This window comes from Bacillus sp. EB106-07-01-XG149 (genome assembly GCF_058791555.1).
This window is the reverse complement of record NZ_JBYTDP010000004.1, coordinates 368978-383986: the sequence shown is the minus strand read 5'-3', so window position 1 is coordinate 383986 and position 15009 is coordinate 368978. Positions and strand designations below refer to the sequence as shown.

Sequence of the window (15009 nt, the reverse complement as noted above, 5' to 3'; positions counted from 1 at the left end):
TCCTTTCTAAACTTTAATAAGGTAAATATAAATAACATTCCACAAAAGAAAATAAAATCCTTTTGCACTTGCTGCATACTAATCAACTAGAGTTACACTCAGATGCCGTTACTTTCACCCTCTCATTAACGATTGATTCCCACGGACGTGGTACCCTCGTATTAATAAATATCATTTTATGTTCATTTCCAATTAACTTTATAAACGAAACAAGTTGCTCAGTAGTAAAGGCTCCATTTGTATCTAATCCAACAATGAAATAGTTTCTTAAATTCGCTTCATTTTTTAACTCTTTAACTACAGGAATTATTATTTTAAATCCACAGGAATAACCAATTTCAAAACAAAATTAACAATACTAGTTGGCGGACAACCATTTACAATTCTTCAGGGATGGTTGTCTATCGAAGTTAGCGCAAACGGACGTAACTTTCAGATAATCAATACGCATTTAGAGCCGTTTTCTCCCCCTGTTCAAGTTGCTCAAGGGAACGAATCACTAACAGGACCAGCCAATACAAATCTACCGCTAATCCTTCTAGAAAATTCAAATTCAAGTGCTAACGGAACCAGTTCACCAACATATAGAAATTTCATCACGATATTGTATTAATTCAGCTTCTTATCTTAATAAAAAAATGTATTTCAATTTATAATTTTAATAGAAGGAATAGATTAAGTGGAGGAGGTACTTTGAGGATAGCGCCTTTTCTTTATAAAAACTCAAAATGCTGGCATTGTTAATATTTTCGTTCCATCTGGTGGCGGTCAATGGGCTGTGCAAGCACCAATTATGATTCCAGCTGGCGCTGAACTTGGTGTACCTGCTGCAAAAACAGCAATGGCAATTGCGTGGGGCGATGCTTGGACGAACTTGATTCAACCGTTCTGGGCATTACCGGCATTAGCGATAGCTGGTTTAGGTGCTCGTGATATTATGGGATTTTACGTCGTTAACTTACTATATGCAGGATTTATCATTAGTCTATGTTTCTTATTTATTTAAAACAAAAAGCTAGTTTTATACTAGCTTTTTTACATAATAAATCACTTATTTCCCACGCAATTTATTACGGTCTCCCACTCTATCTCCGTAAGATGTAACGCCTCAAATGAAAAAAAGTCTTCACATACTTTTTCAATTACATGTGGATTTTTCTTAAGGAAATTCCACTGTAACGCTTTAGGAAGAAAATACGTTTCATATTCTTTACTTCCTCTTACTACCTCATCCACTTCTCTTTCACAAATTCCTCTTATTAAATAATCATTCCTTAATTGAATCTGTATTTGTTGAAATATTTCACTACATTTCTTCAATTGGATTAAACAATTAATATATGTACGAAAAAGTTCATTATCATACTGACAACACTTTATAATACGTTCCATTTCATTCATAATGAACGAGCCTTTTCTTCTATGTGTAATAACCACTTTTCCCGCTTCTCTACTTTACTCGTTTTCACAGATTGAAAAACAGATCGTTTTATATCGCGAATGCCGCAAAAACGTAACACACCTCGCTTCATCATAATCCAATCGGCTGATCGATATAATAGTGCGACGTACCATAATGGCGAGTCTAACGTATTAATTACCCATGCCTTCTTCCCTTTCAATAAGCCTTTCGGCAGGGCTCCTTCATATTTATAAGCAAAACCAGCAACGAAAATGCGATCAATAAACCCTTTTAAAATAGCAGGCATCCCCCACCACCATATCGGATATATAAAGAGAAGCGTATCCGCTTCTTCCACTAACGTTCTGTACCGGGCTGTTTCTTCTTCATTTACTAAATCACGTCTTTTCTTCTCCTCATTAAATACAAGGACTGGATCAAATTGTTCTTTATATAAATCAAGTACCTTAACCGAATGATCTGTTTCTTGTAATCCTTTTTGTACATGCTTTAATATCGCCGCGTTAAAACTGGAAGGACTAGGATGAGCGTATACAATTAGTACGTTCACTACAAAACAACTCCCTCTATAAGTTACAGTTTCCCCTTCTTTAACATCTTTTCTACAATTTGCACGTTTTTCGAACTTTGTAATAAACGATTTAATAATGTAAGTAACTCTTCCTTTTCTAAATCTTTCAGTTTCTCTTTAAGCGTACTTTCACCAGCACCTTGAATATCATAAACAACTGCCGCCATATGCTTACAATAATTCTCATATGGACACTCGCAGCTACTTTCTGTAAAATTTTCAAGATCAATCATTACTTCATAGTTTCCTGCATTTCCAGTAACAAAAGCAAATATTTTCTTTTCTTGTATTTCAACATCTTCTACATGTCCTTCTTCATAATATTCAAAACCTTTATCCATAATGTACTTAGGAATCCATTTCGTTATATCATTTAGTAAGTAAGCGTACATAACAACACCTCTTCCTTTAATTCCCTTTTGACTTCCAAAACCCTGCATGTTATTCTAATAACTGTCAAATAGCAAGTCTATATGACAAAACGACTGACACCTATTCGGCGGAGGTGTCTCTTTTCATTTGCAGCCGATATGAAGTGCCTCTTTCAGGCACATTCAATCTTTGACACTACACACTCAACACCATTCCCTTGTATCAGGCTGCTTAAGCAGTCTTTTACTCTACATACTTCAAAAAAAAGAGAGCTTAGCTCCCTTTTCCTGCCTTATAAAATACCCCTTTTTCAGTATAGAGATATTCATCAGCTAATGTAATTTTCCCATCCAGTTTCAGTTCATCTAATAGTCTTGATAAATAAAATTGATGTAACATCTTTTTCGTGAATTTTCCTTCATGATGCGAAACGATATGTTCTTGAATATCTAACAATGATATTGGCTTATCTTGCTCTATCATATATTCATAAACTGTACTACGCAGTTTTACGTATTTTTCGAGTGTCACAGTACTTCGCAACCCCTTTCTTCTTAATATAAATTTTCGTAATCGGTTTTTTTGCAACAAAAAAACCTCTCCGATAAGAAGAAGTTACGTATATATCTTCGTCTTATCTCCCAGAACAAATATGTTCTGCTGGAATTAGCACCTGCATCGCGGTTGCTGGGTTTCATCGGGCCAGTCCCTCCACCTCTCTGGATAAGAAAATATTCACTTAATTCCTACTATACGTAATTTCGTTTTAATTGTCAAATAAATATAACAAATTATATTTTGTTCCTTACTGTTCATACTATACATATATGAATATGCAAGGAGGATTATGAAATGCACGAAAATGCTCGTGGATATGTCCAAAATTCTTTTCAATCATTACAAGAAGCAAAACATTGTTTAGAAGAAGCGCTACAGACTGTTGAAAAAGATTTTAATCGCGCTCGTATTGAACAATCACTTTATGCGATCGAACAAGCTATTCAACGCTGTGATTACACCGTTCATATTTTAGAACAAGATTGAAAAAACTTCCCATCATAAGATGGGAAGTTTTTTCAAATGGCATACTTCATAATTATTACCGTTATAATTAAAAAATATACAGAATTAGCAATTTCTAAAACCCCTACTTTTATAATAGAAATTTTTTTGCCATACAACATAATTGCTCGAATGACACTCGGTATAAAAATAAGAGAACACCACGGATTCATTGAAAATACAATGATTGTTAATACAATATGGTACCCCCATGATATACGGCGATACTTCGGGTTATTTTTCTCGCGAATCATCGTTTTTACATAAAATGTACTTCCTAAAAAATATAAAAATGAAATAAGCGCAATAAATAGTGCTGTTTTATCTATAAGTTTCATTGAAAAATAATAACTAACTAAACCACCAATACAAAAAACAATAATCGCACTAATGTCATTTAGTAACGCTCTTTCATTCTTTTGACGGGCGTAATACATATTTACTATAAATAATGGAATCATTACTGCTACGAATAAAAGAATGCGCCATTCATATAATAGAGAAATCATCCCAAATACGAAAGCGATGATAAAATATACAATTGCTGCATGTAAAAACTCTTTTTTTCGTTTTTGCTTTATGTACGTAAGAAATGGATACGTAGCTAAATAGATAAAGAACCAAGCTAAAAACAATGGAATATGATAAATAGTAGGTTTCCCAAGTATGACACTTAATAGAAATGGTATAACGAGCATGGCCCATGCACCATGTTGCTTCGGAATAACTAACTTCATTAACTATACACCTCCCTTTTGAAAATAGTTCTCACCTACTATTATACAAATAATTTTATATAGTAACGGATATATATTGGACTATTTTTTGACAATAAAAAATGCTCCTTACAATATGTAAGAAGCATGAAAGAGGCAAACGAATATGTAAGTCGCGACCCTACCTTATATGAGTATGCTTTTCTATGCCATGTTATGCTTATCTAATATGCCATATTTCTTTTTGAATCTCGTAAGAATCGTAATCCAAGACGTACTAAATAATAGTAAGAAAACAACATTCGAAATCGCATGGCTCAAATCGAAATAAAAACTTGCGATATAATACGAAATGACAGCTTCCCACGTTGCCTCACGTATGAAACCGAGAAGCCCCCAGAAGTTCATAATCCAACCAAATAAAAATCCAACAAACAATCCGTATAGAAGTCTTCCCCATAGCTTTCTCATTAAAAATGTATTACGTAATAATCCAGCTATAAAACCAATCATACCCCAGGAAAACATTTGCCACGGCGTCCACGGACCTTGCCCTAAAAAGATGTTAGATACGATAGCCGCTGTTGCACCGATCATAAAACCAGTTTCACTCCCAAACACAATTGCAGAAACGATAATGACAAATGAAGTCGGTTGTACACTTGGCAATATCGAAAATGGCACGCGGCTAACTGCTGCAATTGCCGCTAACACAGCAACGAGCACAATTTCACGTGAAACAAAAGCCTTTCTTTCAAAGCGGATATAGAAAGGTAACATAATAATAACTAATAAAAACAAACTACTTAACATGTAATAACCGTCCATGATAAGTGTAGTAAAGAGTAATGTGCCTATTATTACTGCAAAAATACATATTATGAATGCAACATATCGTTTGGACACGCTTCGTACACATCCTCCCACGTTAATGCATATGGCAATTCTTTTCGAATGAATCGATTGATAGATGTTGTATAAAAGAAGTTTCCACTAAAAAATTCCTTCGGTGCATCATTCATAATAACTGCTCCGTCAAATAACATCATGCATTGATCAACGTATTTCGCTGCAAACTCAATATCATGCGTTGCCATTACAATTGTTGTACCTTCTTTTTGTAGCTTTCTAAATAGCTCTCCTACTCTTTCTTTTTTCCACGGATCTAATCCCTTTGTCGGTTCATCAAGTAACAATAAAGTCGGCTTTGATAATAACGTTGTACATAACGCAAGTAGTTGTTGCTCTCCCCCGCTACAATCATGCGGATGGCGTTCTTTAAGCGAATGTAACCAAAACTGTTTTAGCATATCTTCTGCTATTTCTTTTCCTTGTTCTCCATATAACTCACGTGCACGTTCATACACTTCTTCCCACACTGTATCAAATGTAAAATGATAATACGGATGTTGTGATACATACCCGATCCTTTTAAATCGTTCTTTCGAATCAATTTTATGTATCACTTTCCCATTCCACTTTACTTTCCCTCTTCTCGCTTTTTGCACTCCCGCTAAAATCGTTAACAGTGTAGATTTACCTGTACCATTTTTCCCAACGAGAGCTACCCATTTTCCTTTTTCAATCGATACGGTTAAATATCGTAAAATAAGCGGACTATTTTTTTCATATTGGAACGAAATATGCTCTGCGCTTAAAATGACTTCTCGCTTTTCACTTTGTGCTATTGGCTCATTCACATATGATATATCTGAAAAGTTATTCAGTTTCATTTGTGCTTCTCGCACTGTAAACGGAATATCTTCCACGTCCCATTCTAAAAACAATCTTGGAATTTGCGGAATAAATGGACGGAACTTTTCAACTTCCCACATGTTCGCTATAACCGTTTTAGGACTGCCATCATAAACGATGCGGCCGTTATCCATACAAATAACGCGTGTTGCAAGTGGTATCACTTCATCTAAACGATGTTCACTTAAAACGATCGTAATTCCAAGTTCTTCGTTAATACGTTTTAACAATCCTAAAAACTCTTTCGCAGCAATTGGATCTAACTGCGCCGTCGGTTCATCTAATAATAATAATTTCGGCTGCATAACTAATACCGCAGCTAAATTGACGAGCTGCTTTTGCCCGCCAGATAACGTATGAACAGATTGATGCAATAAATCTTGAAATCCTAAGAAGCTAATAAGCTCTGCTATTCGTTTTTGAATAATCTGTGATGGTAACCCGATATTTTCTAAAGAAAATGCTAATTCTTGAATTACCGTATCCATTACGAGCTGATTTTCTGGATTTTGAAATACCATACCAATTTCTTGTGCAGATAATAAATCAGGTACTTCCTCTAATAAAACGTCATCATAAAAAATTTCTCCTGAACGTGTCCCAATTGGAAGTAATTCCTTTTTAAAATGTTTTAATAAAGTCGTCTTCCCAGAGCCTGATCCGCCGGCAAGTGCAATAAACTCTCCTTTTTGAATAGAAAGAGAAATATGCTGTAACGCATATTCGTTTTCATCAGCATATACAAATGATAAATTGTTTATTTCTGCATGCGCCACCATATCCATTCCCTTCCTTCCATTATAATTGGTAAACTAATAAACATCGTAAGTACGACAAACATCACTCCATCGTATTGCTGAAATAGAATAGATTCGACTTTCGGATAAATGATTAGCTTTCCCCCGCCATACGTACTACATATAATAGCAATGATAAGTAGAATACTTAAATAACTGAGCGTATACCAATCTCGTCTTTCCATTCTATACCCAATATATGTCGTACGCTTCGTTACACCAAATCCACGGGCTTGCATAGAATCTGCTGTTTGCAGCGCATCTTCTAACGAACAAATTAATAATACTTGCAGCAATTGCATACCGTTTTTCACCCGTTCAACAATTGAGCCTGCATCTACTTGTACACCTTTTGTCTTTTGGACGAGTGTTATTTTCTGTAATCGCCTCATAAACAAAGGAACAAACCTCACTGTAATCATCGTTAACAATGCTACTTTCGGTGAAATTCTAGAAAACAAATATAAAAATTTATGACTTGAAATAATATCATTATACGAAGCAAACGTAAACATAATCGCAACTAATAATAACCCCATTACTACTCCAAACATAATTGCCTCAAGCTTAATACGGCTATCCCCTAACCAAAATAATGTAGTTCGGCCTCTATGCGTTAATAATGAATTAAATAAAATGACCATAAAAAAGAAAACAATTGTGCTCGGTAACATCTTTCTTATCTTTTCGCTATTCCCTTGCATCACATTGATTATAACGATTAATAGAATTGCTCCAATTAAAAAAAGAGGATGAAGACACATCATACATAGTATCATCACCCCGATATAATAGAAAAAATTCACAAAAGGATGTAAAGAAGAAAAACTTATTTTCATAGTCCTTTACCGAATGCCTTTCTTATTTTAATACATACACCCACTCGATTGTATCTCCTGGTTTAACTGTTACTACACCTGCACTATGGTTTGGAAACGCACCGTTCACACGATATTTCCATCCACTAGTATCTGTAATATCTTTTTCATATAAATCATTAATACCTTTTACGTAAATATCACCTTTAGAACCCATTGCATCCACATCTAAACCTGTACGTTGCAATACTTTATACACTGTATCGCCTTCTTGTACATCCATTTTTTTCGCACCTAATAAGTAGCCTTTATCACCTTTTACTGAGATAGTGACTTGTTTTGCTTGTGGTTTAGGTACTGGTACTGGATCTGGTTTTGGTGGTTCAGGAGTTGGTACTGGCGGAGTCGGTATCGTTTTCTCCTCTTTATTCGGATCAACTTTTTGCTCCTGCTTCGGTGTTTCTTTCGGCTGATTCACAACCTTCGCTTCTTCTTTTATTTCTTGCGCTTTCGGTTGTTTCTCTTCTTGTGCTTTTTGCTGTTCTGGTTGCTTAGTAGCAGGCTGTTCCTGTGGCTTTTCTTCTTTCTTTACTTCTGGTTGTGCCTGTGGCTTTTCTTCTTTCGGCTTCTCTTCTACTTTTTGTTCTTGTTTCTCTTTCTGTTCGTCTTGCTTATTTTGCTCTTGTTCAGCTTGTTTTTCCACCGGCTTTTCTTCCGGTTTCGCTTCATCCTTTTTCCCTTCTTGTTTTGCTACCTCTTCTTGCTTTGGTTCTACTTTCTTCTCAGGCTTTACAGCTGCCTCTTCACATCCGGCAAGTAGCCCAAGTGAAAGCATTAAAGAAATAAACCACTTCATCTTACTCATGTTGTCTCTCACCTTTCATATTAAAAATTAGGAGCAAATGATTGCTCCTAATTTTTGTTAAGCTGCTTTACGTCTCCATAATACATATGCAGCAGCAATACATAATACACCCATACCTACTTCTGTAGCTGCACTATGAGAAGATGCTCCTGTTTTTGGTAACGTGCTACCGTTTCCGGATTTTTTATTTTTAACCGGTTCATTATCGACAACAACTTTTAGAGTGTCATCTCTCGTTTCTTGTTGTACTTGCTTTTGTTCTTGTGGTTGTTCACTAACTTCTTTTTCTACTACAACATTCTCTGAATCCACATTTGGTTTTTTATCAATTTCAGGAACAGATACATTTGACCAATCATAAATCGATTTTCCAAGGTCTTTAAACTGAAGTAAAGCTAAGAATGCTTGCTCTGTAGCCATTCCGCTACCGTTTTGATCACTTGGTAACCATTTAAATTCACCATTTGGAAGTTGGTATGACATTAGATTTTGCATTGCCTTATGCAGACGATTTTGATCTACATCTTTCACAAGTGATAATCCAATAATTGCTTGCGCAACACTATTAGAATTTTCTTGTCCATCAGCAGAAAAACCACCGTTTTCTAGCTGTTCGTTATATAAGTAAGCAACAGCTTTTTCTACAGCTGGCTTCACATCTGGTCGATCTTGATAAGGAGCTAATGCTGATAAAACCATACCTGTTACATCAACGCTACTAGCACTGTCTTTACTGCTTGCACTATCGTAAGTCCAGCCGCCATCTGTATGTTGCGCGTTTAAAAGCGCATCTACTAAAGCAACTCGATTCCATTTTGCATTCACTGGAACTTCATATTTCTTCGTATCAAATGCAAGTAAAGCAAATGTATAACCTGTAACAGAATTCACTTTATCTGATTCGTACAATTTTCGAACTAAATTATGTTCGCCCACCTTTGTAGGGTCTGCTTGCATTGCATTCATCATAATAATCGTTCTAGCTAAATCTGTCGCTGAAAAACGGTTAATGCGCTTTTCTACTTTTTCAGTTACTGACTTAACATAATTTAATTTCGCCTCAATTGGAACATTCTTTCCAGAACGAGAAAGGCCTAAAGCTACCCAATCACTTTCAATTCCATCTTGTAACATCTTTTCAGATGTTTTAGAGATCGCTTCATTTACTTGCGCTGCTGGAATTTGAATGTTCTCTTGCTTTGGTTTTTCTGGTTTTTCTTGTTTTGGATCATCTGTTTTTGGTTCTTCTGGTTTTTCTTGTTTTGGATCATCTGTTTTTGGTTCTTCTGGTTTTTCTTGTTTTGGATCATCTGTCTTTGGTTCTTCTACAGTTTTACAAGTACCAAATTTATCTAATGTTTGCTGTAATGTTTCCTGGCTCATATTGCTCCAGTCTGCAACAAAACGAAAGACAACAACATCTCCAGCATTTAATTTATAACTATCTGCTCCAACTTCTGCAGATTTATCATTCACATCATACAACCAGCCACTTGTGTCCTCAGCCATTAAACCGTCAATGCCTTTAACATACGTTCCAAACGACATCGTCTCTGCTGTTACTTTGTCCCCCATGACTTTTTGCAGCAAACTTAAAGCTGTTTCCCCATCTGTAATCTGCTCTTCTTTCGGACACAACATAATGCCCTTTTGTGATTCCCCAATAATTGCAAGTTTTGCTGTATTTCCTTCAGCAAACGTAATATGTACTGTATTCGCAAAAGAAACAAATACAAGTGTAACTGCCATTAACGACGTAAGCAGCCATTTTTTCAACATTGCCATCCCAAAATTTCCTCCCTTACTACTATTTACACAAAAAAAGGCCCCTCAAGGGCGTGCAATTGACACTCTTTTTTTGTAAGTGTCGAACAAACTGCGCAACACCTCCGACCCGCATCATTCGCGGCTATATTTGTATAGGAAAAATAATTTTGTTTATGAACGTATCATTGTGATAACATTCACTTTTCTAGGCACAACTTACTTCCATTTAAGTTATCGTAAAACGATAAACCTATACATTCTTTTAATTATAAATTTCTGTATTATTTTACTATTGACAAAGAGTTTTGTCCATTCCTTATCAGATTTATTTTCTGAGAATAGTAGTTTACTAGCCCTTAACGATGCAAACTCTTTTCACTAATAATGACGCCATCTTCATCCGCATACACATATTCATTCGGCTTCCATTCTACTTGTCCAAATTGCAACGAAATATTCCGCTCTCCTTTTCCCTCTTTTACACTTCTATTTGGCATCGTCCCTAACGCCAAAATACCAATATTAATATTCTTTAATTCACTAGAATCACGAACATATCCATTTACAATAATTCCTGCCAGCTTTCTTTCCTCCGCAATAGCTGCCAAATTATCGCCAAGTAAAGCACAATTCGTAGATGCTCCGCCATCAACAACTAATACCGTTCCTTCTGGTAATGTTTGCAATCCTTCCTTCACTAGTACATTATCATCCTTCACTTTTACCGTTGCAATTTTCCCGTAAAATTGTTCTTTCTTCCCAAAAGACCGAAAAGACTGGCGACATATTTGTAATTCATTCTCAAACTCATCACATAGATCCGTAGTTTTCCACATCTTTTTCCCCTCTTTTCCTTATTCCTTCTATATAACATATTCTTTGGTTATTTTCGTTTCCTTGTCTCATGTTGCAATAATTTGTATGTGCAGGAAAAGGATAGAAAAACTATTGCCTTAAGAAGCTACCTTTATTATAATCTATTTCACAGATAAATTTCAGAATATTAAAAATTAACCAAGTGAAAAAGGAGGGTTTTTATGCAATTACATACGGAGGTAAAAAAGCAGCCGAGTAAACGAAAGTTTAAAATGCCTGACGCGTACGTACTACTATTTTTTATCGCCTTACTTTGTGCCATTGCTACATATTTCGTTCCTGCTGGAGAATTTAAAAGAGTTACAAACGGTACTGTTACAACGACAATACCAGGAAGTTATCATTCTGTTCCACAATCGCCAGTAGGGTTTGTTTCTTTCTTTACCGCTATTGAAAAAGGAATGACACTTGCTGCTCCGATCATCTTTTTAATTTTATTTACAGGTGGAGCCATCGCCATTCTTGAAAAGACAGGTGCCCTTGACGGTTTAATCTATCATGTGATTAACAAATTTCGTAATCAGCAATTACTTTTCATTTGCATTGTCGCCGCACTCTTTTCTATTCTCGGAACAACTGGCATTATCGTTAACTCAGTTATCGGCTTTATCCCCATCGGCATCATCGTTGCACGCACATTAAAATGGGACGCTATCGTCGGCGTAGCAATTATTTATTTAGGCACTTATGCTGGTTTTAATGCTACTATTTTATCTCCCTCACCTTTAGGTATTTCACAAAAGATTGCAGAACTTCCGATGTTTTCAGGAATTGGTTTACGTACGGTAATTTATATTTCTTTTTTAATTGCCACCATTCTTTATATTAATTGGTATGTAAAACGCTTAAAAAAATCGAATAAAGGAAGCATACTCGGTGACAACTGGTTTCCAAGTAATGCTCTTTCAAGTGGAAAAGAGGCGCAGAAAACAGAAGTTCCTTGGACAATACGCCATAAATTAATTTTACTCGTTTCAGCTTTATCATTAATTGTATTTTTAATAGGCGCTTTTCGTCTACATTGGACAGACGCCGAAATGACCGCTACTTTTATTTTCATAGCAATTACAGCGGGAATAATAGGTGGTATGAAAGCAAACGATATCGCTTCTACTTTTCTAGCAGGCTGCCAAAATCTCATATACGGTGCTTTGATCGTCGGAATGGCTCGTTGTATTTCAGTCATTTTAGAACAAGGCAAATTACTTGATACAATCGTTAATCAACTCGCACAGTCTCTCGAAGGACATAGCCCTGTATTTGGCGTTATCGGTATGTATGTAAGTAGTGCAGCATTACATTTCCTCATTTCATCGGGGACAGGAGAATCTGTTATTTTCATTCCGATATTAGCTCCATTAGCCGATTTCATGCACATTACACGCCAAGTTACAGTACAAGCTGTTATGCTTGGAGAAGGTGTAGTGAACTGCCTCAATCCAACTTCCGGTGTTTTAATGGGCGTACTCGCAGCGAGCGGCATTTCTTATGGAAAATGGATTCGCTTTATGGCTCCACTTGCATTCATTTGGTTTATCATTGGACTTATTTTTCTTATTATTGGCGTGAATATTGAGTGGGGACCGTATTAAAAGACTCTTATTATACTTAACTTGATAAAATATCTATTCTATTCTCCAATCCTATAAAAATCACTTATTCTAGTATAGATATAAACAGGGATTGATCATAGTGATCAATCCCTTCTCTCAAAGTAAAATACCTTTAAGTATTTTAGTTCCAAATTTTATTTACCCATTCCGGATGATCAATAAAAGGATTACGATTATGTTGATATTTCGTAAAAATCACTTCATTACGCTTTCGCTCTAACTCATCTACCGGGTCTTGTTCATTCCATTTTAGTAAAACGGATAGTTTGCCCATGTATGGATCTTTATTGTTATTTACCTTTTCATTTAATTCTAAATCTATTTCGCTGTTGTCTCCTTCATAACGAACAGCCATGTAAAATAGCATTCTAGCGATATCTCCTTTTACACTATCACGAGGTTCCCAAGAATCACTATCGTATTTACATTCTGTCGCTTCCAAATGATTCACACCACCATTATCAAAATCCAGATTTCCACGTGAACTATTTACAGATACATCCGTCGCTCTTAAATGATGCAAATCTGTTCCAGCTCCTGCAGTCGTTCCAAAATCACCGTGAGATTTTGCCCAAACATGCTCTCGGTTCCAATTATCAACTCCTGAACCATTCGTAAGTTTCCCTTGTGAACGCCCAGTATATAAGAGTATCACATTGTTTTTATTATTTGGATCTTCATCCGTATCTCTTAGTGCTTCCCAAACCGCACTGTATGATAACTTTGTATGATCATCAATAATATTATGAAGTTCCTTCTTTAATTCTAAACCCGTTTTTCCTATTGCATTATTATAATATGTATCGTCATAGCTTTTTGCAGTAATCTCTTGTGGTGATGCAGAAGCTACTTCACCGTGTATGATATTTGTGAATGATAGAGATGCAGTACCTAAAATAAAAAATGAAGATAGTGTAACCATAGCAAGCTTTGTATTTCGAAACTTCATATACCCATTTCCCCTTTAAAATATAATTTGAAGCTATTAACTAATAAGTGCTTTCTAACCCCCAAAAACTTTTAGAAAGCCATATCCACCCTTTTCTTTTTATTTAATACAAAACTCTATTGAGTCTGTATCATTTCCACACTTTTGGTTTATCTACTTCTCAAGGAATATCCTTCTCTAGTAAAGATTATTAAAATATTCTTTACAATTTAAAGGTAGTTTAATGTTAACTTAGAAATTTCAATTTTTTTATGCAATTATGCATATTTGATAAATCGTTCGACTTTTCTTTTTTCTATAACTGTCTTTATTTTTTGTGTAAAACCCTTCTTCCTCTGTAGAATACGTACAAAAATAGATTGGATACCATGTAAGGCACCAATCTATTTTAATGAAAGAAACTTTGTTAATTCTGAGTTCACAACACATTGCGCAGTAATGATAACATTTTTATATTGGGACAAAACTACTACTATTTATTTGGTATCGAATCTATATACTTTTTAACTACTTCATATACATATTCTTGATTTGCTGCCGCTGTATTTGGGTTGTATTTTCCGCCGTTTGTTTTATTGTTAGATAATACTCGGATCCCTAAAAATGGTACGTCATAAGCTTTTGCGATTTGCGCTGCTGCAGCACCTTCCATTTCTTCTACAGATGTACCGTATTTTGTATGGAACCACTTAATTCTATCCACTTCATTATTCCAAAGATCTGCTGAACCTATAGTCCCTTCCACCACTTTACCTTTTGTATATTTATCTTTCACCGCATTAGCTGCTGCAAGTAAATCCTTATCTCCCTCGTAGTATCGGATTTTCTCAGCATTTGGATCTTCTCCTGCACTTCCTTCCGAAGCCATTAAGTCCATTGAAATCCATTTTGTCGGTTCAATCCCTTGATTCTCATCCATATTTGTTGTTTTTAATGAACCTATATTCGCGACTTTTTTTCCTAAAACAATATCAAATACATTTAAATTAGGATCATGTCCACCTGATGTTCCTTGGTTAATAATCGCTATAGGCTTATATTTTTCAATAGCCACTGCTGTAGCGGCTGCTGTATTTTCCATTCCTTTACCTGTTTTCGCAACAATTACAGGATAATTGTCGACAGTTCCTTTATAAAATACGAAAGTTCCAGACTTTTCTTCTTTCACATTTTTCAACCTTTTTGCAAACTTTTCAGCTTCTATCGGCATTGGCCCTTGAATTAAGATTGGTTTTTGATTGTTTTTTGCCTCAACTTGTTTCGGACTCGCATTACATCCCGCAAGTATCGAGAATGACAATGCAACAGTAGTTACTAGGGCAGCACATTTTTTCAACGTATTCTTCTTCATAAATAATCTCCTCTTTCTCTTGTTGTTTTCTATACTCGATACTTTTGGTCCAAACAAAAAAGTTCTAGAAATTG

The 15009-nt window shown here is 35.5% G+C and carries 15 protein-coding genes, 2 pseudogenes and 1 riboswitch; of the genes and pseudogenes, 3 read left to right on the top strand and 14 right to left on the bottom strand.

The window, feature by feature from the left end; translation table 11 throughout:
* Nucleotides 1-97: 97 nt before the first annotated feature.
* Nucleotides 98-307: pseudogene (locus tag AC3WTA_RS18990) on the bottom strand (SGNH/GDSL hydrolase family protein); the annotation flags it as partial.
* 420 nt (nucleotides 308-727) lie between these two features.
* On the opposite strand from AC3WTA_RS18990, the pseudogene AC3WTA_RS18985 reads away from it, so the two are divergent.
* Nucleotides 728-1006: pseudogene (locus AC3WTA_RS18985) on the top strand (TIGR00366 family protein); the annotation flags it as partial.
* 41 nt (nucleotides 1007-1047) lie between these two features.
* Here AC3WTA_RS18985 and AC3WTA_RS18980 read toward each other — a convergent pair.
* The 4 genes from AC3WTA_RS18980 to AC3WTA_RS18965 form a co-directional block, all read right to left on the bottom strand.
* A complete protein-coding gene (locus AC3WTA_RS18980) occupies nucleotides 1048-1401 on the bottom strand; it encodes a group-specific protein (RefSeq protein WP_492332966.1) in 354 nt (117 codons plus the stop codon).
* Nucleotides 1398-1973 (bottom strand): NAD(P)H-dependent oxidoreductase, encoded by a 576-nt coding sequence (locus AC3WTA_RS18975; protein WP_001101661.1) that lies wholly within the window; start codon nucleotides 1971-1973, stop codon nucleotides 1398-1400. Before AC3WTA_RS18975 ends, AC3WTA_RS18980 begins: the two co-directional genes overlap by 4 nt.
* Before the next feature lie 23 nt (nucleotides 1974-1996).
* Nucleotides 1997-2386 carry an SWIM zinc finger family protein gene (locus tag AC3WTA_RS18970; protein ID WP_000271538.1) on the bottom strand — a complete coding sequence of 130 codons (390 nt, stop codon included), beginning with the start codon at nucleotides 2384-2386 and terminating at the stop codon, nucleotides 1997-1999.
* A 253-nt stretch (nucleotides 2387-2639) separates the two neighbouring features.
* Nucleotides 2640-2957: a hypothetical protein gene (locus tag AC3WTA_RS18965; RefSeq protein WP_002096439.1), complete on the bottom strand. Its 318-nt coding sequence runs from the start codon at nucleotides 2955-2957 to the stop codon at nucleotides 2640-2642.
* A 40-nt stretch (nucleotides 2958-2997) separates the two neighbouring features.
* Nucleotides 2998-3096: riboswitch (SAM riboswitch) on the bottom strand.
* A 122-nt stretch (nucleotides 3097-3218) separates the two neighbouring features.
* Here AC3WTA_RS18965 and AC3WTA_RS18960 point away from each other — a divergent pair.
* A complete protein-coding gene (locus AC3WTA_RS18960) occupies nucleotides 3219-3410 on the top strand; it encodes a hypothetical protein (RefSeq protein ID WP_000545003.1) in 192 nt (63 codons plus the stop codon).
* Nucleotides 3411-3442: 32 nt separating this feature from the next.
* Here the strand turns inward: AC3WTA_RS18960 and AC3WTA_RS18955 are convergent, their stop codons facing one another.
* From AC3WTA_RS18955 to rraA, 7 genes are all read right to left on the bottom strand, one after another.
* Nucleotides 3443-4165 carry a YwiC-like family protein gene (locus AC3WTA_RS18955; RefSeq protein WP_000779973.1) on the bottom strand — a complete coding sequence of 241 codons (723 nt, stop codon included), beginning with the start codon at nucleotides 4163-4165 and terminating at the stop codon, nucleotides 3443-3445.
* Between the two features lie 183 nt (nucleotides 4166-4348).
* On the bottom strand, nucleotides 4349-5050 hold the full coding sequence (locus AC3WTA_RS18950) for an ECF transporter S component (protein ID WP_000044892.1): 702 nt from the start codon (nucleotides 5048-5050) through the stop codon (nucleotides 4349-4351).
* Nucleotides 5023-6684 (bottom strand): ABC transporter ATP-binding protein, encoded by a 1662-nt coding sequence (locus AC3WTA_RS18945; protein ID WP_002096438.1) that lies wholly within the window; start codon nucleotides 6682-6684, stop codon nucleotides 5023-5025. The genes AC3WTA_RS18950 and AC3WTA_RS18945 overlap by 28 nt, the downstream gene beginning before the upstream one ends.
* On the bottom strand, nucleotides 6657-7535 hold the full coding sequence (locus AC3WTA_RS18940) for an energy-coupling factor transporter transmembrane component T (protein ID WP_002096436.1): 879 nt from the start codon (nucleotides 7533-7535) through the stop codon (nucleotides 6657-6659). The genes AC3WTA_RS18945 and AC3WTA_RS18940 overlap by 28 nt, the downstream gene beginning before the upstream one ends.
* A gap of 22 nt (nucleotides 7536-7557) precedes the next feature.
* Complete coding sequence (locus AC3WTA_RS18935; RefSeq protein ID WP_000041448.1) at nucleotides 7558-8379, bottom strand: DUF4430 domain-containing protein; 822 nt, start codon at nucleotides 8377-8379, stop codon at nucleotides 7558-7560.
* Nucleotides 8380-8436: 57 nt separating this feature from the next.
* On the bottom strand, nucleotides 8437-10164 hold the full coding sequence (locus tag AC3WTA_RS18930) for a DUF4430 domain-containing protein (protein ID WP_492332965.1): 1728 nt from the start codon (nucleotides 10162-10164) through the stop codon (nucleotides 8437-8439).
* A gap of 338 nt (nucleotides 10165-10502) precedes the next feature.
* Nucleotides 10503-10982 (bottom strand): ribonuclease E activity regulator RraA, encoded by a 480-nt coding sequence (gene rraA, locus AC3WTA_RS18925; RefSeq protein WP_000266065.1) that lies wholly within the window; start codon nucleotides 10980-10982, stop codon nucleotides 10503-10505.
* 201 nt (nucleotides 10983-11183) lie between these two features.
* Here rraA and AC3WTA_RS18920 point away from each other — a divergent pair, with 201 nt between their 5' ends.
* Nucleotides 11184-12614 (top strand): YfcC family protein, encoded by a 1431-nt coding sequence (locus AC3WTA_RS18920; RefSeq protein ID WP_001175955.1) that lies wholly within the window; start codon nucleotides 11184-11186, stop codon nucleotides 12612-12614.
* Nucleotides 12615-12756: 142 nt separating this feature from the next.
* Here the strand turns inward: AC3WTA_RS18920 and AC3WTA_RS18915 are convergent, their stop codons facing one another.
* Both AC3WTA_RS18915 and AC3WTA_RS18910 read right to left on the bottom strand, forming a co-directional pair.
* The gene (locus AC3WTA_RS18915) at nucleotides 12757-13584 is read right to left on the bottom strand and encodes an endonuclease I family protein (protein WP_000672209.1); all 828 of its coding nucleotides are present in this window, start codon (nucleotides 13582-13584) and stop codon (nucleotides 12757-12759) included.
* A gap of 472 nt (nucleotides 13585-14056) precedes the next feature.
* On the bottom strand, nucleotides 14057-14935 hold the full coding sequence (locus tag AC3WTA_RS18910) for a 5'-methylthioadenosine/S-adenosylhomocysteine nucleosidase (RefSeq protein ID WP_000742454.1): 879 nt from the start codon (nucleotides 14933-14935) through the stop codon (nucleotides 14057-14059).
* Between the last annotated feature and the right edge of the window lie 74 nt (nucleotides 14936-15009).

Excerpts from the sequence above, each read along its gene's own strand:
- AC3WTA_RS18945 (WP_002096438.1), bottom strand. The coding sequence starts at position 6,684 with ATGGATATGGTGGCGCATGCAGAAATAAACAATTTATCATTTGTATAT.
- AC3WTA_RS18960 (WP_000545003.1), top strand. The coding sequence starts at position 3,219 with ATGCACGAAAATGCTCGTGGATATGTCCAAAATTCTTTTCAATCATTA.
- AC3WTA_RS18935 (WP_000041448.1), bottom strand. The coding sequence starts at position 8,379 with ATGAGTAAGATGAAGTGGTTTATTTCTTTAATGCTTTCACTTGGGCTA.
- AC3WTA_RS18940 (WP_002096436.1), bottom strand. The coding sequence starts at position 7,535 with ATGAAAATAAGTTTTTCTTCTTTACATCCTTTTGTGAATTTTTTCTAT.
- AC3WTA_RS18980 (WP_492332966.1), bottom strand. The coding sequence starts at position 1,401 with ATGAATGAAATGGAACGTATTATAAAGTGTTGTCAGTATGATAATGAA.
- rraA (WP_000266065.1), bottom strand. The coding sequence starts at position 10,982 with ATGTGGAAAACTACGGATCTATGTGATGAGTTTGAGAATGAATTACAA.
- AC3WTA_RS18910 (WP_000742454.1), bottom strand. The coding sequence starts at position 14,935 with ATGAAGAAGAATACGTTGAAAAAATGTGCTGCCCTAGTAACTACTGTT.
- AC3WTA_RS18915 (WP_000672209.1), bottom strand. The coding sequence starts at position 13,584 with ATGAAGTTTCGAAATACAAAGCTTGCTATGGTTACACTATCTTCATTT.
- AC3WTA_RS18970 (WP_000271538.1), bottom strand. The coding sequence starts at position 2,386 with ATGTACGCTTACTTACTAAATGATATAACGAAATGGATTCCTAAGTAC.
- AC3WTA_RS18930 (WP_492332965.1), bottom strand. The coding sequence starts at position 10,164 with ATGGCAATGTTGAAAAAATGGCTGCTTACGTCGTTAATGGCAGTTACA.
- AC3WTA_RS18920 (WP_001175955.1), top strand. The coding sequence starts at position 11,184 with ATGCAATTACATACGGAGGTAAAAAAGCAGCCGAGTAAACGAAAGTTT.
- AC3WTA_RS18955 (WP_000779973.1), bottom strand. The coding sequence starts at position 4,165 with ATGAAGTTAGTTATTCCGAAGCAACATGGTGCATGGGCCATGCTCGTT.